This window comes from Vibrio sp. QJM3NY_39 (assembly GCF_057785895.1).
This window is the reverse complement of the sequence record NZ_CM173505.1, coordinates 1671106-1696139: the sequence shown is the minus strand read 5'-3', so window position 1 is coordinate 1696139 and position 25034 is coordinate 1671106. Positions and strand designations below refer to the sequence as shown.

At 43.4% G+C, this 25034-nt stretch carries 19 protein-coding genes; 5 read left to right on the top strand and 14 right to left on the bottom strand.

Features of this window, described 5'->3' with window-relative positions; genetic code table 11:
• From sbcD to AC3CHU_RS07670, 4 genes are all read right to left on the bottom strand, one after another.
• The gene (gene sbcD, locus AC3CHU_RS07685) at positions 1-1254 is read right to left on the bottom strand and encodes an exonuclease subunit SbcD (RefSeq protein WP_488525406.1); all 1254 of its coding nucleotides are present in this window, start codon (positions 1252-1254) and stop codon (positions 1-3) included.
• Between the two features lie 213 nt (positions 1255-1467).
• Positions 1468-2040, bottom strand: a complete 573-nt coding sequence (locus AC3CHU_RS07680) for a porin family protein (protein ID WP_065205291.1) — start codon at positions 2038-2040, stop codon at positions 1468-1470.
• A gap of 508 nt (positions 2041-2548) precedes the next feature.
• The gene (locus tag AC3CHU_RS07675; RefSeq protein WP_488525405.1) at positions 2549-3205 is read right to left on the bottom strand and encodes a glutathione S-transferase family protein; all 657 of its coding nucleotides are present in this window, start codon (positions 3203-3205) and stop codon (positions 2549-2551) included.
• Positions 3206-3393: 188 nt separating this feature from the next.
• Entirely contained in the window at positions 3394-3990 is a 597-nt protein-coding gene (locus AC3CHU_RS07670; RefSeq protein WP_488525404.1) for a LysE/ArgO family amino acid transporter, read from the bottom strand.
• 502 nt (positions 3991-4492) lie between these two features.
• On the opposite strand from AC3CHU_RS07670, the gene AC3CHU_RS07665 reads away from it, so the two are divergent.
• Entirely contained in the window at positions 4493-6211 is a 1719-nt protein-coding gene (locus AC3CHU_RS07665) for a S8 family peptidase (protein ID WP_488525403.1), read from the top strand.
• Between the two features lie 320 nt (positions 6212-6531).
• Here AC3CHU_RS07665 and AC3CHU_RS07660 read toward each other — a convergent pair whose 3' ends face one another.
• Entirely contained in the window at positions 6532-7056 is a 525-nt protein-coding gene (locus tag AC3CHU_RS07660) for a GNAT family N-acetyltransferase (RefSeq protein ID WP_473575278.1), read from the bottom strand.
• Positions 7057-7330: 274 nt separating this feature from the next.
• Between AC3CHU_RS07660 and AC3CHU_RS07655 the strand changes: the two genes are divergently transcribed.
• On the top strand, positions 7331-8626 hold the full coding sequence (locus AC3CHU_RS07655) for a sensor domain-containing diguanylate cyclase (protein WP_488525402.1): 1296 nt from the start codon (positions 7331-7333) through the stop codon (positions 8624-8626).
• Between the two features lie 267 nt (positions 8627-8893).
• Positions 8894-9649, top strand: coding sequence for a class I SAM-dependent DNA methyltransferase (locus tag AC3CHU_RS07650; RefSeq protein WP_488525481.1), 756 nt, complete (start codon positions 8894-8896; stop codon positions 9647-9649).
• A gap of 132 nt (positions 9650-9781) precedes the next feature.
• Here the strand turns inward: AC3CHU_RS07650 and AC3CHU_RS07645 are convergent, their stop codons facing one another.
• From AC3CHU_RS07645 to AC3CHU_RS07630, 4 genes are all read right to left on the bottom strand, one after another.
• Positions 9782-11827: a TonB-dependent receptor domain-containing protein gene (locus AC3CHU_RS07645; protein WP_488525401.1), complete on the bottom strand. Its 2046-nt coding sequence runs from the start codon at positions 11825-11827 to the stop codon at positions 9782-9784.
• Positions 11828-11999: 172 nt separating this feature from the next.
• The gene (locus AC3CHU_RS07640; RefSeq protein WP_004733932.1) at positions 12000-12929 is read right to left on the bottom strand and encodes a LysR family transcriptional regulator; all 930 of its coding nucleotides are present in this window, start codon (positions 12927-12929) and stop codon (positions 12000-12002) included.
• A gap of 253 nt (positions 12930-13182) precedes the next feature.
• Positions 13183-15372 (bottom strand): immunoglobulin-like domain-containing protein, encoded by a 2190-nt coding sequence (locus AC3CHU_RS07635; RefSeq protein ID WP_488525400.1) that lies wholly within the window; start codon positions 15370-15372, stop codon positions 13183-13185.
• Positions 15373-15859: 487 nt separating this feature from the next.
• On the bottom strand, positions 15860-16858 hold the full coding sequence (locus AC3CHU_RS07630) for a DHH family phosphoesterase (RefSeq protein ID WP_488525399.1): 999 nt from the start codon (positions 16856-16858) through the stop codon (positions 15860-15862).
• Positions 16859-17097: 239 nt separating this feature from the next.
• Between AC3CHU_RS07630 and AC3CHU_RS07625 the strand changes: the two genes are divergently transcribed.
• Positions 17098-17337, top strand: a complete 240-nt coding sequence (locus AC3CHU_RS07625) for a PAS factor family protein (RefSeq protein ID WP_004733935.1) — start codon at positions 17098-17100, stop codon at positions 17335-17337.
• 145 nt (positions 17338-17482) lie between these two features.
• On the opposite strand, the gene AC3CHU_RS07620 is transcribed toward AC3CHU_RS07625, so the two are convergent.
• The 4 genes from AC3CHU_RS07620 to AC3CHU_RS07605 form a co-directional block, all read right to left on the bottom strand.
• Entirely contained in the window at positions 17483-19207 is a 1725-nt protein-coding gene (locus tag AC3CHU_RS07620; protein WP_488525480.1) for a methyl-accepting chemotaxis protein, read from the bottom strand.
• Between the two features lie 617 nt (positions 19208-19824).
• On the bottom strand, positions 19825-20241 hold the full coding sequence (locus AC3CHU_RS07615; RefSeq protein WP_017070724.1) for a MarR family winged helix-turn-helix transcriptional regulator: 417 nt from the start codon (positions 20239-20241) through the stop codon (positions 19825-19827).
• Positions 20219-21217: a CDF family Co(II)/Ni(II) efflux transporter DmeF gene (dmeF, locus tag AC3CHU_RS07610; RefSeq protein WP_488525398.1), complete on the bottom strand. Its 999-nt coding sequence runs from the start codon at positions 21215-21217 to the stop codon at positions 20219-20221. Before dmeF ends, AC3CHU_RS07615 begins: the two co-directional genes overlap by 23 nt.
• 280 nt (positions 21218-21497) lie before the next feature.
• A complete protein-coding gene (locus AC3CHU_RS07605) occupies positions 21498-22409 on the bottom strand; it encodes a LysR substrate-binding domain-containing protein (RefSeq protein WP_372209269.1) in 912 nt (303 codons plus the stop codon).
• Positions 22410-22622: 213 nt separating this feature from the next.
• Between AC3CHU_RS07605 and AC3CHU_RS07600 the strand changes: the two genes are divergently transcribed.
• Positions 22623-23882: an adenylosuccinate synthase gene (locus AC3CHU_RS07600; protein WP_488525397.1), complete on the top strand. Its 1260-nt coding sequence runs from the start codon at positions 22623-22625 to the stop codon at positions 23880-23882.
• A gap of 79 nt (positions 23883-23961) precedes the next feature.
• On the opposite strand, the gene AC3CHU_RS07595 is transcribed toward AC3CHU_RS07600, so the two are convergent.
• A complete protein-coding gene (locus tag AC3CHU_RS07595; protein ID WP_488525396.1) occupies positions 23962-24903 on the bottom strand; it encodes a sensor domain-containing diguanylate cyclase in 942 nt (313 codons plus the stop codon).
• Positions 24904-25034 lie beyond the last annotated feature (131 nt).

The window sequence follows — 25034 nt, the reverse complement described above, 5'->3', positions numbered from 1 at the left end:
TTACTCTTCTACTTTGTTTGGTGTTTGAGCGCTTTCAGACACTTCAACCATCACTTGTTTAAACTTCACCGTCATTCGCTCTAAACGTGCTTTTTCATAATCGGTTTCAAATTCTTCTAAGGCAATACGCTTGCTAAAAACGTCCATCGGGCTCAATTCTGATAGTGTTTCTGCTGACTCTTGCTCTAATGCTTGATTGCGACGTTCTCTTGCTCTGCGCAATTGAAGCACTTCCACATTCAAACCTTCTGTTAGTGCGCGCATACGTTCTTGAAGATCCGACAAGTAATCTTGCGCTTGCACTTCTATCGATAACCAAACGCTTTGTTCGCTATCTAAGCCTACATATTGATTCAGTTGAGATTCGATTTCACTCAAGTCGCCTTTGATTTCAGCTAGGGGTTGGAACGTTGGAACTGGCAATTGAGAAATGGTGCGCACTCCCTCAACAAACTCAACCACACACACTTGTTTCTGAGACTTAAGTTCATCAAAGCTTAATGGGATTGGTGAGCCGCAGTAACGAATGTATTCACGCTTTGCCACCACTTGTGGGCGGTGGATATGACCAAGTGCAATATAATCTGCGTCTGGGAAGCCATCAGCGGCAAAACCATCAAGGTTACCGACATAGATATCGCGTACCGAATCCGATTGTTGAACGCCCATCGCCGTTAAATGACCCGTAGCGATAATCGGCATGTGCTCGCTGTTTTCAAACGTCGCACGTTTTTCTACAGCGGCATCATAAACACTTTGGTAGTGCTGTTTGATTGCATCTCCGAGTTGCTTCTGACGCTCAACGCCAGTGACACCCGCCTGGCTGGTCAACACATCGCGAGGGCGAATAAAAGGAATGGCACAAACCAGCGCTTCTACATCGCCGTTCTTGCCTTTTAGTTCGACAACCTGAGTCGCATGATCTTCATTGGTATTAGGAATCACGTCTGCACCCATGTATTTGAGCAGCTGTTGTGTCTCTTTAAGCACAGACACCGAATCATGGTTACCACCTAACAACACCAATTGGCAGCCGATCTTGTTCGAGTCGACCACGAACTTGTTATACATCTCACGAGCGTAACTCGGCGGTGTGCTGGTATCAAAAATATCGCCAGCAACAATGATCGCGTCGATGTCGTGCTCTGTAACTTGCTCAAGTAACCATTGTAAAAACCGTTCATGTTCATTCTTACGACTTTTATTGTAGAAGTTTTGGCCAAGGTGCCAATCGGACGTGTGAAGAATCTTCATTGCTGCTCACTGGAAGTCTGTAATACCTTTAATCTACCAAAATAGTCGAGATAATTCCCTTTTATAAGCTTGTGAAAACCAACTAATTTCAGGCTTTGGACCAACTCCGCCCACAGCGTGAGCAATCGTTATTTTTGACATAAAAAAACCGCTCAACGTTAGAGCGGTTTTGGGTGTCCATAGCTTTAGCTTTAAGCTATTTAACAGAAGCCATTAGAAATTGTATGAAGCACCCAGAGTTACTGTGCTAAAGGCTACATCACGGCTTTCCAATCGATTACCCGTTGTTCTATCGAAGAATTCGATGTTTACTGCGTCTGCTTGTGATATCAAACGTAATGTTAGGTTTTCTACTGGCGTGTATTCAACACCAATACCGAAATGAAAGCCGGCACCAGAATCATCATCAAAAGAGCTAGCGTTGTTTGAGTTCAAATCTACGTAGCTCAAGCCCGCTAGTACAAATGGACGAATTGAGTTATCGAAGGTGTAGCCAAGGTTTGCTGCAACAGAAAGCGATGTTGGCGAAAACACCTTCGTTCCAAATGATTCATAGTCAGCATAATCCGTGTAACCAAGTTCGATACCTACAATGCGGTTAAATTGGTAACCACCGTAAAGGCTATATCCCATGCTTTCAGCATCTAAATTACCTGCGCCGTCAGTGTCTGAGTCTTGATACACGCCAAGGCCAGCGCCAATGTATGGACCACCCTCGATACCAGCAGCAAATGTAGGAAGTGAAACTAAGCCAACTAGGCCCAATAGAAATGATGATTTAAGCATGAAAATACCCTTTTTTTGTCTGTCCTACAGTAACGTTGATCAACAGCCAATAGTTTCCGACACTATTTCACCTGTTGCGTTACTGTTTAAAATAAATTAAATAACCAGCCCCTAATGAATAATAAAACACTGTTCATTTACGGAGCGAATGAGAAAGTACCACAAGATTTTTAGGTCATCAAACGAACAATCATAGATATTTAGTCCAGTCTTATTTATGAGACAGATGTATTTCCTGAGAAGTAACGAGTACTAAAAAACGTATAAACCTGATAGTAAACCTGAGCATCATCAATATTAAGTTATTTATAATCATGTCGTTACCGTACTAACTAAATTGTTACTCGTTCTCAAAAACAACCTGAATCTTCACGCCTAAATATAAAAATTCATCCTGCTCCTCTCTTTTTCCAATAAAAGATATAAAGAGAAGAATGAGTTTAATTTTGGGAGGGTATTTATTTAGAACGGTCTGCCGTTAAAATATATTTCAATTTAATTAATATTATTAACGAGCTTCAGCGAGACTAGCCAAATAGTTATTCGTTAAATAAAAGCCGCTGAACTTCTCAATAAAGTCCGCAGGAACGGTTTTATCGGTCAAGCCAGATTCAATCAGCGCCGCTTGCCACTTCTGTACTTTCGGAAAGCCTTCAAGCATATCAAAACCTGAGCCTTCTTTAATCACTGACGCTCGGTGTAACAGTGGTAGCCAAGCGATGTCGACGTTAGAGATGTAATCGCCTTTAAACAAGTCGCTGTCACCCAGCTTGTTCTCGGCCTTTTGGAAGGATTTTTGAAGATTCGCTAAACGTATCTCAAAGGTTTCTTTATCTTTACTGCCCATCGTTCCACATTGCGGCATGTAATGTTTGCTTGCCTGATAAGACCAAGCGCGATCTAGTGCTTTTTGCTCTGCAGACACCTCTTCTATCGGCGCATATTTATCGTCTAAGTATTCAACAATTGCATCTGACTCAAACAGAACTGTGTCATTTTCTGTAATCAATACTGGCACTTGTCCGTTTGGCGAAATATCTAGGAACCATTGAGGTTTATTGTTTAGCTCAATGTATTCAATTTCAAATGGGACACTTTTCATTACTAAAGCACCCATTACACGTTGAACGAATGGGCAGTTTTTAAAGCTAACAAGTTTAATCATGGTTGACTCCGAATTAGGTCATTAATTTGTATTTGTACCCCTAAGACGAACGCCAAAACCGAAAGACGAAAAATAATTCCATTTTTGTGGAAATAATTAAATACAAAGGCAACTAAAGACAGTCATTTTAAGTCGTCACTTTAAGTGGGAACTTTAGATAATATATTTGAATGCCTAATTACGAGTAACTAGACGATCAAAGATATTGCAATAGATGCCATGATCACGCCAACGACAAACTCCAACACCTTCCACGATCTCGGGTTCTTAAACATTGGAGCCAAAAAGCGTGCTCCATATCCAAGTGAAAAGAAGAACACAAACGACGCCGATACTGCACCAGCGCCAAACAACATTTGGTTAGGTTGATATTGGGTTGAGATAGAACCCAGCAATACCACAGTATCCAAATACACATGCGGATTAAGCCAAGTGAATGCCAAACACATCGCAATCGCTTTAGTTAGCGAGTCTTTGGTTTCAGCAGTGACTTCTAAGGCGTGGTTTTCAGTAAATGCTGAACGGAAGCTTAAGAATGAATAGACACCCAAAAAGATAGCCCCACCATAACGGGCGAACTGCTCAATTTGTGGGAACTGCTTAACGATTGCGCCAAAGCCCGTCACACCAAAGCTAATGAGTAAGGCATCAGAAATCGCACATACAGCGCAAATTGCCAATACGTGTTGGTTCTTAAGCCCTTGCTTTAAAACAAACGCATTTTGAGAGCCAATCGCAAGAATCAGCGAAAGCCCCAGAGAGAAACCAGCAAAATAAGTCGTCATGGAAAAAGATCTGTAAAAGTAGTGACGGTAATAATTGACACAATACTGCCAATTAATCAGATTGTTAACAAGTGACTCTGTTGCTTATCAATGACACGTTTCGTGTATTTTTGGCCATTAGAGTAACCAAAAGACGAGGAGCAGACGCATACTTCGACTCTACTCGGAACGAGTTACCCTACCCTCCGATACAATAATTAACAATCCAATCAATTGATTTTAAACGCCTTTAATCCTAATCTTTATTTTATAAATATTGGTTTTATTAATAGAATTTAGCTCAAAGTTTGAGAATTAAAAATCGATCACAGTGAGATCTTCCTACCATTTCATTGACCAAGCGAATGATACAAGTCTGATTGCATATTACCTTTTAACTGCGTTTTGAGCGGGCATTTCCCTCTCACTTAACTGACTTATTGCGCGTTGTACACTTCGTTTCGAAGAAGTCAGCGTTAGTCGCACAACTATTTAGTCGCACAATGATAAGGATGCACCACAGATGAATCACGGACAAAGACTTACCACTATAGCCCTAGCTATTATGGCTTCGACCCACGTATCAGCTACGACTCTGAACAAACGTAGCCCAGAGCCACAACCCATCAACTCACCTTTTATTCAAGATGTAAAAGGCACGATTGTTGAGGATTACTCACGAGAAACCATTCAACCTTCGTTCTTCTCTATGAGAATGATGAGTAACGCCGATGAACAACGCGGCGATTGGTTTAACTTATCGGCGAGCTACACAAGACTTCAGGGCGTGGGTTCTGATGTGGTATACGACTACTTGATGCCCCCTCTTCAACCACAACCTGTCATCGTTGCCGTTCTTGATTCGGGTGTCGACGTTGAACACGAAGACCTCAAAAAAAAACTTTGGACCAATGAAGACGAGATCCCAGACAACGGGATTGACGATGATGGCAATGGTTACATCGATGATGTCCACGGCTGGAACTTTCTGGGTAACTCGTTAGGTATTAACGTTGATCAAGATACATTAGAGGTCACCAGAGAATACAAAAAGTACCTCGAGTTAAAAGAAAATGGACATTGGATTCCTCGAAAGAAACGCAAGTACTATCAAGGTGTTGAATCTGATTATTTGTCGTCTCTAAAAGATGACCAAGATGCGTTGAATCGCGTAACATCAGCAACTAATCAAGCTAATGAGTACAAAGAAGAGATTCTTAAATTCGTCGATCAAAAAGACTTTTCTACTAACGGTCTTAAAACACTGTTAGATAGTGAGAATGCTAGCGTCGTTACAGCAGCTGAAGGGCTTTTGAGCGTATTTGATTCATGGTACTCCTTTGAATATCTAGAATCACGTCGTAGCCGTTATCAAGACTCTCTAGATTTCCACCTTAACTTAGATCTTGATACGCGTGGCGATATTGTATGGGATGACATTTCTAACCCTTGGGAAAAAGGCTACGGCAACAACGATGTAAAAGGCCCTGTCGGTTCGCACGGTACACACGTTGCTGGAATCATCGCTGCTGAACGCGGCAATTTTATTGGTATTGAAGGTGTCGCGGATCATGCCCAAATCATGGCGGTACGCATGGTGCCAAATGGCGATGAGCGAGACAAAGACATTGCTAACGCAGTGCGCTATGCCGTCGATAATGGTGCGAAGATCATTAACATGAGCTTCGGAAAAAGCTACTCGCCACGTAAATACATCGTCGACCACGCGTTCCGTTATGCCGCTCGTAAAGGCGTATTGATCGTTCACTCTGCGGGTAACAGCCGCAACGATAACGACATCAAACCAAGCTTTCCAAACCGCTACGCTAAGCACTACCGCTCGAAGCCTATTTCAACGTGGTTAGATGTGGGCGCATCAGCGAAATACGCAGACGAAACCTTGGTCGCAAACTTCAGTAATTTCGGTCAGAAATCGGTTGATGTGTTTGCACCTGGGTACCGCATTTTATCAACCACTCCGGGAAACACCTACGGTTCGAAAAGTGGCACAAGTATGGCTGCACCTGTTGTTTCCGGTGTCGCTGCGTTGGTGTGGGCGCGCTATCCTGATTTATCGGTAAAAGAGCTAAAGGCGATGTTAATGGGTGAATCAAAAATCTACCCAGAGCTGCTTGTTAAAAAGCCATCAAGCCCAGAAGATTTGGTTCCTTTCAGTACCCTTTCTATCTCAGGCAGCATTGTGGATGCAGAAGCGATATTTGCAGAACTAGAAACACGCTAACGCTTTAACTATTAGTCATTGATACAGGATATTCGTCATTCCCTAAAGCGAGGGACGAGCATTATAGGGAATCTCGCTTTGCGGTTAGAGATTCCACATACCTCGTCCCTCGGTTCTGGAATGACGCTGGGGAATCAAGTCAATGTTGTGCACGTCACTTCCTACTGTGAGGCGCTACAACCACCTCACTCTTAACAGCAAGGAACTACAACCGTGTCACTTTCTGCGTAGAGATACACCCCTCCTCGTCATTCCTTACAGTGAGGAACGAACGTGATAGGGAATCTTTCTTTGACTTCGATCTACAATTTCGACCGAATCTAACGCAACTCAATACTCATGAACTGGCTATGCGGATCCAACACATAGTCAGCAAAGGGTTCGCAGTATCCAAAGCCAAACTTTTCATACAGGTTACGCGCTGGCTTAAAGTAATCTTCTGAGCCTGTCTCTAAACTGATTTGTCGATACTGGCGAACGGTTGCTGTGTCTATTACATGCTGTAACAGTTGGCTTGCAACACCTGACTTTCGAGCAAACTGTGAGGTTCTCATCGATTTCAGTTCAGCATGTTGGGTATTTAGCTCTTTAATGGCAACACACCCAAGCAATTGGCTGCCTTTCCAAGCGCTGAAAAAGGTAATTTCTGGCGACTTGAGCCCATCCAGATCCAATGCATGAACGCTCTCAGCCGGTGACGTGGCATACATATCGGCAAGGTGTTCTTCAAGCAATTCAACGACCTCCCCACCCGACAAGTCATCAAGCTTAATTTCTATTGATGTGCAGCTTTCCAATACTGTTCCGTTTCCCATTGAATCCTGTGCTTTTATTTCTGGTTTCATTACCTCAACTCTCCTTGTTTAGTTCGCTTATTTAGCTTGAGTGATTTGGCTTTAATTACTGGCTTGATTTCCTGATTGTTTTCTTTTCAAGAACTCGGTTTGAATCAGTAAAATTACTGATTAATCATGAAATTATAAATGCCATACTGACCTTACCTAGATAGCATATTTTTCTTATCTAGTCTCTTCATAAAAGTGTTCCACAATGCCTGTGTGGTCGCTACGCCGAGGAACAACACCTGTTTCAATTTAACGAATAAGTAGCCAGGTCGATATGAGCATTCAATTAGATTTAACCACCACGACACCCTGCCAGAACTTCGATTCCGCGCAAGGGCGCATGACACTGCAAAATCACCGAATTATTGATGTCGACAACGAAATCGCTCAGATCTTTGGTTACCTAACCCGTGAAGAGCTGTTATTGAACGTTGAATTTGTTTATGCGTTAGTTCCTGACAGTTACCAAGAGTTAGCCAAGAAACGTTACTTAGAGGCCATAAAAGGCAAACTAAAAAAAGGAAAATTGTACACCGATATTCCAGCCAATGGCCGCAACATCTCTATCTTTTGCCTATCACACATTATTGAACTCAATAGTAAACCCGCCCTCCAAGTCACTATCATCGACATCACATCCGTAGTCGAAGCTCAGCGCAAACGTAACGAAACAGATCGCATGTATCGCAAGCTACTTAATACATCGAAACAAGGGATCCTGATCCATAGAAACTTCAAACCTTTAATGGTCAACCAAGCATGGGTAGAACAACAAGGCGCGGACTCAATAGAGCAAGTGCTTGCGATGGACTCCATCCTATCCATCGTACCTGAAGATCAGCGTTCAACGGCCATCAGACGCTGCGAGAACATTCTCAATGGCAATACACCCAACTTTAGTTCCGTGGTGTATAACCAATGCTTTGATGGCACCCACAAATACTTCAACCTCTATGACAACGTGATTAACTGGGAAGGTGAAGACGCCATTCAAGTGATCCTTGAAGAAGTCACCGATAAAGTATTACTAGAACGGGAGTTGCTGCATCGAGCGATGCATGATGACTTAACGCATGTGTTCAATCGCCGTGCTATTTACGGTTGGCTCAAGAAGCCGGTTAATCAGCATATGGCGATGTCATGTCTGTTGATTGATATTGATGACTTCAAATCGATTAACGATCGATTTGGGCATACAGTGGGTGACACGGTGATTAGGCACTTAGCAGACACCATTAAAACTCACATTGAATTGTTAGGTGGCGTAGTTGGACGTTGGGGTGGCGAAGAGTTTATTGTGTTCATTCCAAAAGCGAAATCGGCCCATACCAAAATCATCAGCGAACGAATCTGCCACACCTTTAATCAACATACCTTCTATGGCATTAATCGCCGCGCTTTTACAACGAGCGTGAGTATCGGCGTTACCAACCAGTGCTTGTGCCACTCAGCCAACACCATTGATACACTTATTCGTGTTACCGATGATGCACTATATCGTGCGAAAGCGAATGGTAAAAATCAAGTCTCGATCAACGATGATGTGGTTTGCTATGAAGCACTAGCTTGATCGCAGTTCCCTGCTCTCCTTCATGTTCCTCTGGCTATCCGGCATAACCCACCAACTCTCTTTCATAATCCAACGCCTTTTTAAGCTAACGCTAAATGAGTCGGCTAACCATACAAATTGAGCACAGCCGCACATAATTAAGGTACAGCCACCGAGAATTAAAGCACATAACTTGATCGAATATTTGGTTGCGATTTCGACATTTCAGTATATGATGCGCCACCCTCATTATATCAGCTAACGCTGTAGGCACTTATGTCCGCCAATATGTCAGCTACTATTTCTTCCAACGCACTTTATACCGACCTATCCAGTTACTACGATTTAATGTGTGTTGATATTGACTATCAAGCGCAAAGTAACTGCGTACGTAGGCTACATCAAATTTTCGGAAATGGTGGAAAGACTCACCTCGACTTAGCTTGTGGCACTGGTCCACACGTTCGTCACTTTATCGATTTTGGTTACCAAAGTAATGGACTCGATCTCAACGCGCCAATGCTAGATATCGCTAAGATTCGCTGCCCCGAAGCCAATTTCTCGGTGCAAAACATGAGCAGTTTTGAAGTGGCAGAACCTCTGGATTTGATCACCTGCTTCTTATACTCAATCCATTACAACGATGGTTTCGAGAAGCTAAAAGAATGTGTTGAGAGCGTACATCGCGCTTTAAAACCAGAGGGAATTTTCTGTTTTAATGTGGTGGATAAAGACAAGATCAGCAATGATCTTTTTGTTCGACACACCACCAATCTTGAACAGGATGATTTCACGTTCAGTTCAGGCTGGTATTACTCTGGCAAGGGTGACAAGCAGGCGTTAAAACTCAGTATCGAAAAGACAACATCCGGTGAGACACAAGTTTGGAATGATGAACACCCGATGGTGGCATTCTCGTTTAAGGAGTTGATCGAGATATTGAAGCCCTACTTTGAGGTTCATATTTTTGAGCACGATTATGACAAGCTGTTACCTTGGGATACCAAATCAGGTAATGCTCTGATCGCTTGTGTAAAAATCTAGGTCAGTCGATACAAAACGAATTAGCCAGATTCAAGCACAGACAAAAAAGAACCCGCACTCGCCGTACTCTTTATCGAGCATCCAGCCAGTGTGGGTTCTTTTGTATCAAGCTATCGGTGTTCGAACTCTCGATTAGAAGTCAGCGGTCATACCTAAGTAGTAAGTGCGTGGCTCTTCAACATAACCCATGCTCTCTAGCTCTTGTGATACCGCTTCGTCAGTCAAGTTAGTAATGCCTGCGCGTACTCTAACCGAATCATTAATGTTGTATACCCCACCAATATTTAGCGTAGTGTATGCTTCTTGAGTCAAATCAGTTTCGATATTACGCTCACCTCGGTAACGCGCACTAACAAAGGTGTTCAGGTCGTAAGTTGGGCTCCAGTTCAGTTTAACTAAACCCGAGTGCTTGTAACGCTCAAGCAGTTCTTCACCAGTAGACTTATCTTCAGTGTCTAAGAAAGTGTAGTTACCAGATACGCCCCATTCATCCGTTATTTGGAATTGGCCAGTAAGCTCAGCACCTTGAACCACAGCCTCAGACACATTGGTATAAGTACGTTTGCCTTTCACATAGCCAGTTGAGCTAGAACTATCGGCACACCCTTTACCCGATTCAAACATTCCGCCGTTCTCGCAGTAGGTTTCGTCACGATCAATAAGGTCGTTGATTTCATTGCGGAACAAGGCACCTTCAACGTTCCAACGAGGTTGGCTGTATATCGCTGCAATCTCATAGTTCCAGCTCGTTTCAGGCTTCAGGTCTTCATTACCATATAAATCACAAGCACCTTTACAACTGTTAACTGTGTAGTCGGCTTGGTTTTGAGTCAATGTTGGTGCTTTAAATGCTTTACCCACCCCCCCCTTAATGATCAGGTCATTCGTTGTTTGATGCACCAAATACACACGCGGGCTGAACTCTTCACCGTACAATTCGTGCTTATCTAAACGACCACCGATGGTTGCTGTTAGTTGCTCAGTCATCAGCCATTGATCTTGAACAAATAACGCACCTTGATACGCTTCTGATGTGCCATTGACCAAGTTTTCTTTGTTGGTTAATTCGCTCAACTGATAGTCCATACCAAACGTTACGGTATGATTCTCACCAAGATAAGTCGTCGCTGATGCTTCTGCTATTTGAGTTAACTCTTCTACGTCACTGCTGTAGTTAGTATCAGAATCCGCAGCGTCGTTGTCAGTCACGTTTTCGCGTGAGTAGCGAACTTGTGTATCACCCCAGCTCCAAAAGCCACTGTGCGTAATCGCTTGGCTCTGACGCACTACTCGTGTGTCAGACTCGATCACAGACGATACGTTTTCTGCAGATGATTCACGTTCGTCGTCACTGTAGCCAAAATCTAAATCGATGGTTTGGTTGTCTGTTGCATTCCATGTCAGGCTCGCGAGTAAGCTTAATGTCTCTCTTTCTTCTAACGCAGTAATGTCTGAACGATCGTAACCAGAGCTATGTGTACCAGAATAAGGTTGCCAAGCATCACGGCTAGTTTGGTTCACAGAAACGCGTGCAAACAATTCATCTTCAATTAACGCGCCCGATGTTGTGAAGCCCATCGAGTACTCTTCTCCACCATCACCGTCTAACGGCGATGAAGTGTCCATGCTTAACGTAGAGCTCCAGTCATTTTCAGGAGCCTTGGTGATGATGTTGATTGTGCCGCCCATGCCATCCGAACCGTAAAGTGCAGACATTGGGCCGCGGATAATTTCAACGCGTTCAATTGAATCAGCAGGAATGGTCGATAGGTCGAAGTCGTTACCTCGGATGATGGCACTCGCCGAGCTTAGACGACGGCCATTCACCATGATAAGCGTGTAATCTGAATCCATACCACGAATAGAAATCATCTGACGCCCAGCACGTGTGCTATCAAAGTCAGATTCGACACTGGTTGATTCTGCAACGATGTCAGCCAAAGTAATACCAGGGCTGTCTTCAATGTCTTGAGCGGTGATCACTGACATTGAAGCCGGCGCTTGTTTCAGTGCCATTTCAGTGCGAGTTGCCGTAATAACCATTTGCTCATCTGTTGCTTGCGCTTCTTCTTGCGCCAACACGTTAGCCGAAAGTGAGGTACAAATAACAGCGACTGCGATCGAAAGGCGTTTACGAACCAAAAGAGGTTTGCGAATCAAAAGAGATCTCTCAGACATGATATTTATTCTTATATGTGATTGGTAATGATAATGGTTTGCATTAAACAACCAGTTACCATTCTTATCAACGAAAGTTTCATACCAAAAATTGATTCTCGTTATTCAACTTTCAAATAATAAAACCAATACATATTCATTTTAATAGCATGACCTCAATAGCATTCACCACCTAGATGGATTGGGTATATATCTCTTTAAATAAATCACGAACCCAACGACACATAGGGTCATTATGGAAACGTTTATGCCAATAGAGATAAACATCTTCTGATGGGCTTCTGATCGCTTTGGGAACGCGTTTACAAATTAAATCTCGTTGATTGGCAGCTTGTGTCGCAAATGGTGTCGGCAAGTGAAAGATGATGTCGGTCGTCTCCGCAATATCCGCAGCAATATTGAAGTTGGACAACTGAATTGGGATCGATAGTTGGCGCTGCTTATCAATCAAGCCAAGGTCTTTAAATCGACTTTCAATCGAGAGTTTTTTGTCACCTTGCAGCGAAATCTGGCCAAGCTGGCTATTCAATAAGTCATCAACGGTGATCTCTTTATCCGCCAGAGGATGGTCTTTGCTCATTAATAACCGATAATCGCGACTGATTACGAACATTCGATACAGGTTTTGTTCAGAACTTAATGGCTCATGCGTCGACAACACAAAGTGCGCATCACCGGATAACAGAGGCTCAAAGTGTCGTTTAGGAATTGAGTCGATATCGACAACCATATTCGGCGCTTGCTGGCGAATTTGTGCCACTACTTTTGGCAAAAGGTGTGAGACCTGAGGAACCAAACCAAAAAAACGAACCGTACTATCACTCGTTTGTGGTTCAAACACGTCTCCGTGAACCAGTTTCTCAAGACGAGTAAGCACAGAGTTGAGGTCTTGCTTGATGACCTCTGCTTTCGGGGTCAATTCATAGCCATAAGCAGCTCGCACCAACAAATCATCGTTGAACACAGTGCGAAGTTTTTGTAGAGATCGGCTCACCGTAGGTTGGCTCATATCCAACGCCAACGCCGTGTTGGAAACGTGCTTCTCTTCAAGAAGGTGTTTAAGAATAACGAGTAGGTTTAGGTCAACTTGGGCAAGATTCATTATGCAAATATTCACAACAGAGCAAATTCAGTGTGCGCATAGTGCATCTACCACCTCATTAATACAATTGATAATCACTCTTATTTTGATCTAGAGCAAAATGCAGAACCGAGTTTGAGGCTAGGAAAGGTTTGAAGCTCTAAGTTAGAATTGTTTAAAGCTCTAAGTCAGAAATGTTTGAACATAAAAAAAGAGAGGCACAATGGCCTCTCTTTGATCGTCTACTTTATATTGCTAACGTCGAGCTATCAGACTACAGCTTTGTCCAAGCATCTTGCCAGTATTGGCTTTCTGCTGGTGCGTAAGATGCGCTTGCACACCAAGCCGTGTATGGCCAAGGCTTACATTCGTATAGACCATTGTCGCTGCCTACCACAATGTCACCTGCTGCGTAATTTGTGCCTGCTTCATACGGAGGGTAATCACCTGGAGGTGGAGTCGTTCCGCCACCGTCTTTAACAGCGAACGAATCATTTACCATCACCATTTCACCGTCAGATGCTTTACCGACCACTTCAAGTGCATATTGCCCTTCAGCTACATCGTATAAGTCCATGGTAATAGCGCGGCTGTCCGTTAAGTTAACCTGAGTTTGCTCAACCACAGTCCCTGCACTGTTGATCACCATAGCCGTAACATCTAAAGCTTCATTTGATGTCAGTGTTAGGTCTAAACGAACATTGCCGTTATCTGGCGCATATTCTGACTGAAGGCCTGAAACTGCAAGCTCTAAGTCATCGCCCGGATCTGGGTTACCACCACATGAAGAGTCTGAAACTTTTCTCCAAACGCCCCACTCACCTGTTGTTCCTGGCTCTTCGCCGCGAGTGTACCAACCTGCTCCCCACGTTGAACCATCATGAGAGACTTGATCACCTTCAACATAAACGGTATCGGCATCCCATGCAGCTGCACAGTTAGAACCATCCGTCACAGACACTTTACGGTCAGCGGTTACAGTTTGGTTCGCGCTATCTGTTACACTATACACAAGCGTGTAGTTGCCGATTTCATTTACATCGACACTGCCAGTGTGTGTGATGGTGCTTGTTAGGTCGCCATCTTCAGCATCATTCGCCGTTACGCCTGCCATAGCATCAAATGCAGTTCCCAACACAACAGTAGTGTCAGACACACCATTAAACACAGGCTTCTGGCTGTAAACCTCTACCGTTCTCGCTTTAGTGGTTTCGTTGTTATCGCTGTCTTTCACTCGGTAAGTTAGAACGTAAGTGCCAATCACACTGGTTTCCACGTAACCTTCAACATCGATTGATGACGTTAGATCACCATCTTCTTTATCGATTGCCGTTACGCCTTCCATTGGGTCAAACGTTGTGCCGTGAAGAACACGGGCATTTTCGACACCTTTAAGAACTGGCTCACCCTCTACTGGTGGTGGCGTCACTTGACCGTGGACAAACGGGCCATAATCTTTAATAAACTGCTCGTTGTATTGTTGACCGTTTTTGTTAGTACCCATGTCCCAGTTGATAGACCAAGTCATTACACCACGCAGGGGTTGGCCTTGAGTCGTTAAGGTCTCGAACGCGTCGTATAAATCTTGAGGATCTTGCACAAAGCCGGTTGCTGCAGCATCAATGCTAGAAGGAATACCAAACACCAGCTTGTCATGTGGAATTTTGTGGAAGCCACGCGTTCCGTTGATAAGCGAATCAGAGATGTAGTAGATGAATTCTTCTTTTAATGCATCGTTGTTTTGAGCAATCCAGCCCACACCGTCAACCCAGATACCGTCGCCACCTTGGTTGTAGAACTGTGGGTTAATCCAGTCGTAATAACCTTCTAGATTATCGATATAAGGAACGTACTTACCGCCTGTCGTTAGGTACGGAAACTCAGGCGCCATAGTAATAAGGAAGTTTCTACCTTCGGCACGGTAGTGGTCTTTCACTAGCTTAAGAGCATCAGGAATCACGGTTTGGTTGTTTGCTGCGGTTACAGCTGCTTGTTCAAGGTCGATATCTAGGCCATCGAAACCGTAACGCTCAGTAAGACGGATAATCTCATCAGCAAAGGCTCTTTCATCACCAGTTTCTAGCTCTACGTGTGCATCAGCACCACCTAGCGCTATCAGTACAGAACGGCCTTGTTTGTTGAGTTCAGAAATTTGGTCAATAAATTGTTCTTCTGAAAGCCCAATGGTTGGGTCCAGTTTAAAAGTTGGGATTCGACCATCAGCCACATCGTAAACCTTCATGAATGACACATTCACGATGTTATACATTGGGTTTACTTCATCCAACGTCACGCATGGCGCATTACCACCTTGGTAGCCACCACCGTCACACCAGTTGTGCCAATACCCGACCACGACACCAGAATCTGGATTCGTCATATCTGAACCATTCGCATAAACAGCGCCAGACATTGCGGCCATGCCGACCGATACAGCTAATTGTAGAGCTTTACGTTTCAACATTAGTCCCACTTCCTTACTTAACAGCTGTGCCAATCACAACCGAACCAATTCATTGTAATCATGAATATTTATAGAGAAGTAATGGAATTTATAGGAAAAGATGACCTTTGATTTAACTTGTGATTTTAAGTCACAGATTGAATATCAGAATCAATATGATTTTGACTTTTCATTCAAAATGAAATGCTAAAAGCTGTTGTTTTCGGCCGGACACATTGACCATGCAAATATTTAATCAACCTTAATTCACATAGATAATTAACCGAAAATATAAAAAATCACCAATGGGAAAAAACGAACTTTAAATCGACAAAAATCGATTCAAAAACACCGTAATTACTGACCTCAGACCAGATACCATTGCGAGTGATATCACTAAAATAGCTTGGATTTAGTCGTCATACATGTGCTAGAGATACACACGTATAACGGAATATAGGAGTGAAAATTTGTGGAATTTTGTATGATCACCCCGACTATTTTTCAGTTAGCCTTTAACATCAGGCGAATAATAAGTATCAATTAATGAAATTAAATTCATCTTATTTTCTTCATTGAGTTGATTGATACCCGCTGCTGCTTTTCTTCCACCACCCGTATCAAAACTAGAACAAATTTCGTCTGCGCCCGTTCTGTTTGATAATGGCGCCCGTAAGCTCACCGTGTAAGACAAGCCATCTTGGTTTTTCGTTAATACTGCTTGCGCTCGGTTTGGATCTTGATTAACGATTTCATTACCAAATACACCACTGATGCGCCTTGCCCACGTCTCACCTGGCAGTTCAAACACACGTGCGACTTCACTTTCATAAACAGGAGCAAGGTTTGATAGCTGTTGGCGATCATTTTGATAGGCAGTTAGTAGTCGATAAAATACAGAGTTTTTATCATCCAAAAGATCAAGCGGATTTGGGTATTGATAAAGAATTTTGTAGAGCTCAGCTGGCGTGAAATGCAAATCACTGAGTGACGAACCGTAACCGTTGTAGTTCACCAAGGTACCTAGCTCTTCCAAAAACTCTGTTTGAGATTCATCGAATCCATTTTCATCCGCTAGCCGCGCGGCCACTGTTTTTAGATTATCACCAAAAGCAGCCGCGATTGCCCAAGCCACATGCGCACCATTCAATTTCTGGTTAATTAGTAAGCTCGTGCAGCTCTCTGGCGCGGTATCAATCAGAGTATCCAAATAGCTAGAGTCAGGTACCTCACCAGTTCGATGATGATCGCAATAAAATACATGGATGTTGGCGTCTAGCAGTGAATGCAATGCTGTTAGATTTTTCTCCATCGACACATCTAAAACGGTAACGGAAGAAATGTCACCTTGCTTACCCGGCTCCATAATTTGAGTAACAACTTGAGTGACCAACTTAATATCACGCTTTACACCAGTGATCAGTACACTTTCTTTCGGCTCATTTAAGCGCAGTTGCAGTAAAGCAATGATGCCGTCTGCATCTCCATTGAATACGTCGTAGTGCATGTTGTTCCTCTTCCTATAGATTTAACCGTTTGCCAGAAACGCGCCAATACTTTCGTTTATTCGATAGTCTGTCATTATTTTAGTTATATTTCACAGATACTTAAGTCTATTTTGGAATGCCTTATTCTCATTAGATTCAAAAGATAAACACATTAATAATATTGTATGACTTATATCACAGTAAAAGAACCTGAAAAGATTATAAAATAAGCGCCTCCCACTTAATGATAAAGAGACGAATGAACACTACCACCACTCTTGTTTATGACACTTTGAAAAGCCTTGCTGCTCACGCTCCTGAGCAACATGCCGAGATTCGCCAGCGTTTATATGAGCAGTTGAGCCTGCCATTTAACAAGCAGCTCTCGTTATACGCTAATGTGCTTGGTCCTATCAGCTCAGGCAAGTTAGCGGGATGCGACAATATTGATAAAGCGGTTGAGCTGGCACTGGATGTGCTGGAAGGCCGAAACAAATAATTCCCCCCTTTTAAATATGTAACATAACGGCCCGAATCTTCCCCCAGATAGGGCCGTTTTTTTGTTCGCGCCTTCGGACTAGTGAATTTCAGGTACAAAAAAGGCGTAGATGATCCACGCCTTTGGTTTAGTTTACTCTAAATGTTTAAGAAGTCTTGAACTGCGCCACCGCTTTATCCATCTCATGGGCTTGCTCTGCGACTTTATCCACTTCAACTAAGCAATGCTGCGCCGAAGCGTTATTGTCGTTCGAGATAGTGTTCAGCTCAGTGATTGAGTCGCTCACTTGTGCCATAACAGCACCCTGCTCTTCAATTGCTGATGCGATACGCTCAGAATTACCTTGGATGCTTTCCATATCGCTTAAGATAAGCTGCAGGCTAGCATCGAGCTCTTCCGAATCTTTAAGAGTCAGTTGGCCTTGTTGGTTACATTCACCAATCTCGGTCATCGAAGCGTTCATTTGGCTTTGAATTGCTGTAACAACGCTGGTGATTTCGGTTGTTGATTGATGCGTTCTGCTTGCAAGAGCTCGAACTTCATCTGCAACCACGGCAAAGCCTCGGCCTTGTTCACCGGCACGAGCTGCCTCAATAGCTGCGTTCAGTGCCAGCAAGTTGGTTTGTTCTGCAATGCCTTGGATGATGTTTACTGCATCGCCGATTTGATCAACATGATGATTCAGCGAGCTTATTGAATCTTGGCTGCTTGAAAGGCGCTCAGATAACTGGGTAATATTGCTGATCGTATCGACCACCACTTCACGGCCTTTATCAGCATTCACTTTTGCTTGATGAACACCTTCAGCGGCAACTGATGTGCTTTCTGATATTTCACCAATGGTGAGTACCATCTCTTGCACTGACGTTGTCATTGTAGAGGTGTGATTTGCTTGAACTTCAAACTGTTTGATGACTGATTCTAGCTCGTCATGCATGTTCGACGTGCTTTGGGTCAGTTGCAGTGACTTAGATTGAGATGCTGCAATAAGCCCTTCAAGTTGATCAAGTAATTGGTTGAAGTATTGACCTAACGTGCTCAGTTCGTCTTTGCCATCAAGGTGCGAACGAATAGACACGTCGTTCGAATCAACGATGTTGCGAATCACTGAGAGTAATGACTCAATCTTGCCGATAATAGAACGGACGATTAACCAACTGAACAGAATGATCGACACGAGTAGCGTGACGCAAAGGATGTTGTTGATCAGCGATAGTTTGTCCATCTCTTGTTGGGTTTGTTGGTCTAATACCGCTGAGAACTCTTTAAATTGAGTTTCGATAGCATGAGAACCCGAACGAGCTTGCCCAAGCAGACCTTCGTTGTGCTTCAAGCCAATCACTCGCTTCTGTTCAACCACTTGGCGCGCAGCATCTATCAAAGCAGTTGAGCTTCCAGCACTAGAGGTAATAGAAAGAACACTCGGATCAAACTCACCCTTTTCAATTAAGTCATTGAACAGGTAAAGCTCGATTTTTTGTTCAGCACTGGCTGTCGCGCTGATGTTATCGAGCAAAGTATGAAACTCGCCTAGCAAGCCTTTGTCACGTGCTAACCCATACACTTCACTCGCTTTTACTAAGTTAACAAAGCTTGTGTGGTAGGTTTCAATATCTTCACGTAGGTGTGCGCTGTTGGCTAAACCTAAATCACTGAGCGCTGCATTGAGCTCAGATTCAGACGCTAAGAATTTATTGTAGTTTACGTCGAACTTGGCGAGGTACTTCATATCACTACGTAATAGGAAATCTTTCTCGTTACGGCGAAGATTAAGTAGTCGCACTTCAAGTTCTTTGGTGATTTGTTTGGCTTGGCTCATTTGAGCGGTGGTGTCTGCAAATTGCGATGTGGTAAACAACAGTGAAATCATGCCGAAGATGGAGAACATCCCCAACGAATAGAGCTTTTTCTTTATATTCATATACGTGGCTCGTCTTTACTAAATTAACTATGAGTATCTAATTGATCGCATCGAAGCATGGAATACAACTCGTGCGACCTGGTTATTGTTATGGTATTTGTATCAGTAATGAGCACCAAATCTAGCGACTGTTCAGCCCACCAGCAGTGACATTCTCAATGGTATTCAAACAGAGAATAAATCTTTTCACTAAAGATAAAAGCATCAATAACACAAATTGAATACATGTACATTAGTTGAATGATAAAAGTGAGAGACAGCTATTTGACGGAACATAAATAGCTTGAACGCCATGGTATACAAGACATTGAATTAAAAGACTTTGACGCACATTCGGACGCATTATTTATGATGACATTTTTTTGGCTCTCCAGAAGAGCACGAGCGAAGCACAATATTGGAGGTTTTGACTTGGTTTTTAAACAGTGAATCCGTCTATTGATGATTGTACAGTCGAGCGTAAACGGCAAAAAAATGGACCTACTCAATTCGAGTCAGGTCCATTTTTTTTATTTTCTAGTCAATCGCTTTGCAGCTAAAGAGTTAGGGTGCGAACTCAAGGCTGACTAAAACGCTTTTACCATCTTGGTTAGGCACTTCAATAACACCGCTTTCTCATCTTCTTCGATGTCTTGTGTTAGTCCATTAACCAAATTCAAGTGAAGCTGGTTGTGGTGAACGTGTATCTTCTGCCCTTCATCCGTCAAGGCAACCACAATCGCACGACGATCGGTTGGGTGTTCATGGCGCTCAATCAATTCAGCTTTAACCAACTTTTCGATTTGAACGGTAAGCGTACCCGTGGTGATACCCAACTTTTCAGCGAGCTCTTTCATTCTTAACGCGCCATGCATACCAAGCACTTCAATGGTATGTACTTGAGCAAGGGAATAACCTGTCTCTTTGACAACAGACTGCTCCCACGAAGACATTTTATCGTAGAACTCAGTCAGTATTTGGTTAAGCTGTTCTATATTTCGCATGGTCGTTTGAATGCACTTCAAGAGTAAGATGATTAATCTTATCAAACTTGGCGAGCATTTGTTTATATTCAGAGACGGTTTTATCACTGTTTGATTCAAGAGTAATCGCTGCTGAATAGTGATGCCCACTCACCTTCCACATGTGTAAGTCGGTTACGGTCGCATAAGGCGTTAAGGTTTTGGTCACTGAGTCACGATAATCTTGGTCGATATTCTCATCCAGCAGGATTGGGCTGGTTTGTTTCATAAGGTTCATCGTCCACTTGGCAATGACAAATGCACCAACCATTCCCATTGCTGCATCTAACCAGTTCCAGCCGTAAAACTTACCAAATAGCAGCGCAACAATCGCAAGCAGAGATGTCAGAGTATCCGCCAACACATGCATGTAGGCTGCGCGTAGGTTGTGGTCATGATTGTGCTCACCATGTTTATGACCATGGTCGCTGTCGTGATCATGGCTATGTGAATGACCGTGCGAACGGCCATGGTTCTTACTTTGATCATGGCCATGCTCGTGTCCGTGGTCATGATGGTGATCGCCGAGTAAAAACATACTCACCACATTCACGGTTAAACCAATACAGGCAACGATGATCGCTTCATTGAACTGAATCGCTTGTGGGTTAAATAAACGATGCACTGATTCCACCAGCATCAATAATGCCACAATCCCCAATGCAATCGCGCTGGTGTAGCCCCCTAGCACACTAACTTTGCCAGTACCGAAAGAGAAACGTTCGCTCTCGGCATGTTTCTTCGCATATCGGTATGCAAATAAGGTGATACCAAACGCTGCAGCGTGCGTCCCCATGTGCCAACCATCGGCAAGTAACGCCATAGAGCCGTAAATAGTACCGGCAACGATCTCGACAACCATGGTGATGATAGTTAACAAGAGAACGTAGAAAGTACGCTTTTCACCTTGGCTGTTATGTGAAGAAAAGTTGTGTTGGTGACGTGTTGGAAAACTCAAAATGGCGTCCTTAGCTCGTGTGTTCAATGTTAGGAGTCGTTACTGATTAATTTTAGTCAAAAAAGTGCTTTGACTCACAAGTAGTTTGATTATCAAATCAATAAATGGAATTTAGTTTGATTATCAAACATTGTCAACGATGAATTTTGAGACTCTGATTTGCCGATGTAATAGTTGATGGCGAACTCCAGGTCGTTCCAGAGCCAATAGATGCGGTAAAAACTGCGCTTTGCAGACACAAAAAAGCCCACACGAGGTGGGCTACTAAGATCAGAAGGAGTTATTGGTTTTGCAACAGAGTAATCTCATCATTCACCCAACCTAACAATTGCTTGGTGGCTTTCGACAACACTTGGTTCTGCCGAACAATATAACCAAGACTGGTGCTAGAAAAGTTCATCAACGGTGTCACTTTCGAATGCAGATGCTGCTTGGTGGATACCGCAAATTCAGGAACAATCGCCACACCAAATCCCGCTTCTGCCCAGTCGATTTGAGCGTCGACACTCCCTACTTCCATCACCCTATAATTAGGCAGATTAAGGCTTGGTAAACCTTCATCAATGAAGTCACGCGTTCTCGTATCATGGCCTAGTAGAATTAAGGTGAGTTCAGAATCATCTTCTGAGCCTTTAACCTGATGTTTTATCTTTCTATCTGACCCTTGAGAATCAAACCCATCGCCAAGCGCACACCAAGAAAGCTCTTGTAGCTTAGTGAAATACAATGACTCGTTGTGCTGTTCTTTAGCTATAACAAACCCAAGATCCGCCTGAGCGTTCTTAACTAAACTCGATGCCTGAGATGACGTGGTATTCAGCAACGTGAGATCGATACCCGGATACTGCGCTTTGAACTTTTGGAAAGGACGAATCAACAAGAATCGGGAAATAATGTCACTTACGGCAATAGTTAACGTCCCTATTTTTAGATCGTTAATGGCGTTGAGATCGGCCTGACAAATCTGCAGTTCGAGTAGCGTTCTTTGGCTCGTTTCTAATAGCCTTTCGCCTGCTTGAGTCAGTTGAAACGGACTTCGCTCTATCAACTTAATGCGTGTTTGTTTTTCCAGTTGTTTTAGGTGCAAACTCACATTGGGTTGTGTCATGTGCAGTGCATTGGCCGCTTTCCCAAAATGCTTATATTCCGCTAGCGTCACAAACGTCTTCAACAAATTAATATCGAGCATCATGTCCTCTCTCTCGTGTCACTTACATCATTCCCTAAAGTAAAGAATGCCCCATCGTCATTCCCTACAGTGAGGAACGAACATGATAGGGAATCTCGCTTGTAGGTTAAGACTTTAGGGATATATGGAATCCTTATCAAGATAATAAAGATAATTAATTTCTCTTATCCACTTTGTAGGCCTAACATGATTTCTCAATCAGTTAGGAGAAAAATTATGCCATCTATCGTTGTTGTGGGCGCAAACTGGGGTGATGAAGGCAAAGGCCGCATCGTCGATTTTTTAGCAGACCAAGCTTCTGCTAGCATTCGTTTTCAAGGCGGAAACAATGCCGGCCATACCGTAGTAAACGACTTCGGTACGTTTAAACTGCACCAACTACCAAGTGGTATTTTTAATCCTGATTGTACGGCGGTTCTTGGCCCTGGCATGGTGATCAGCCCTGCTGCGCTAACTCAAGAGATTGCAGAAGTACAAGCGGCTGGCATCACAGTGAAAATGGCGATCTCAGATCGTGCGACACTATGTCTGCCTTTACATGCCCTTGAAGATACGCTTGAAGAAGAACGTTTAGGTGACGGCGCTTATGGCTCAACACGTCAAGGTATTGCACCAGCATACGGTGATCGCGTGATGAAGAAAGGCATTCTTGTCGGTTGGTTGAATCAACCTGAGATTTTAGAGCAACGCATTCAATTCCTGCTTGATTGGAAGATGCCTCAACTGAAGGCTCTATACCCTCAATGTGATTTCACTCAGACAGCTTCTGAAATGACAGAATGGCTACTTGAAGTAACTAAAGCGTGGCGCCCGTTCATCTGCAACGTAACTGAGCCGCTAAAAGCACTGCAATCGCAAGACGCGAACCTACTGTTTGAAGCTCAGCTAGGTGCAGGTCGTGACCTTGTCTACGGTGAATACCCTTGGACAACGTCTTCGAATGTAACCGCAGCTTATGCAGGCATTGGTAGCGGTTTACCTGCCCTTCGCCCTGAGCGTATTATTGCCGTTGCTAAATCGTTCAGTTCGTCTGTGGGTACTGGCACGCTCGTTACAGCAATGGAAGAGCAAGACAGCTTCCGCGAAAGCTCTAACGAATATGGTGCAACGACGGGTCGCCCACGTGATATGGGTTACTTTGATGCTGTAGCTACTCGCAACGGCGTTGACCTACAAGCCGCGACTGAAATCGCACTAACTAAGATTGACTGCCTATCTGGTTTGTCTGAACTTAAGATCTGTACCGCTTACTCAGGTGAACATACTGAGAACCCGATTTGGCCACAAACGGCCGAGCTAAAACCTGTATATGAAGATATGGCAGGTTGGGATGAAGATATCACGGGTTGCCGCACGTTTGAGAGCCTTCCTCAAGCCGCACAAGATTACGTAACTCGCATCGAAGAGTTGATGGGGGTGCCAATCGTGATGGTATCGGTAGGTCCAGAGCGCGAGCAAATGATCATTCGAGCTTAGTTTAGAAGACTACTACATCTACATCTACATCTACATCTAAGCCCACACTAGTGGGCTTTTTTACGCCTGTCACGAACATCTAAATCTTGTTCTTCTTATTGAGGTACATGTTTTCATCGGAAGACTTTATTAGATTTATGATGTTGAAACTTCGGGAATCCGCGATACCACAACCATATGAAAAACCGAGTGGCACCTCATCATCACAACGAAAGCTTTCAATGAAGTCATGAAATTCAGCGTGAATGTTATTGACCAACTCAGAAGCATAACCAGCCTCTTCTGAATGTATGACGACAATGAACTCATCACCACCGACCCTAGCCGATATGATGTTGTACTTTGCATTGTTTTTTATGCATGACGCAAAGCCAGAGATATAGTCATCACCTTTGAAGTGGCCATAGGTATCATTGATATACTTCAAATTATCCAAGTCGAAATACAAACAAACGATCGCACCATCGCTTATATTTGCTTTGTTGAATTCATGGAAGAATCCCCTTCGATTAAGCAGCGTTGTCATGATATCAAAATGACTATTCTTGTATAAAATCCGGCTCTCTTCTTTCATTAGAATTTCAGAACGCAATAGAGTCGATATGTTTTCAATCAAGCTAACTTGGCTCTCGGTATACGCTGTTGGGCTTAAATCAAACACCAAGAGCACCGCAAACACTTCGCCATCGATATCTCTTACCGGGACGCCGCAAAACGACTTATAGGCATCCGCCCCATTCGCAGAAACGGAATCACCACCAGCATGACCACTCAAATAGACCGTGCGATTTTCGTTATGCACATACTCACAAAAGAGGCTAATTTTGCTCTTATGTTGGTTACACGATATGTTTGAGGAGCTCCAAACACTCTCAGAACCAGAGCAACTCAAATCAGAGATCATGATGATGCCCGCATTCGATGCGTCCATTATGTCTCGTATGTTATCCAATATAGATACCCAAGTATCGACATCGATATTTTTTTGCATCCCTTCATAAGAGAACTTATCAAAAAGCATTAATATTTCTTTAGTATCAGATAGTTAAACTTAATCGAACATTCATTAGTATACGTTGTAACAAAAATCCCAAGAGCGACAATCTAGGGCGGTTATTACCTAGTACTAAGCAACAACCAAGCACTAAGCAG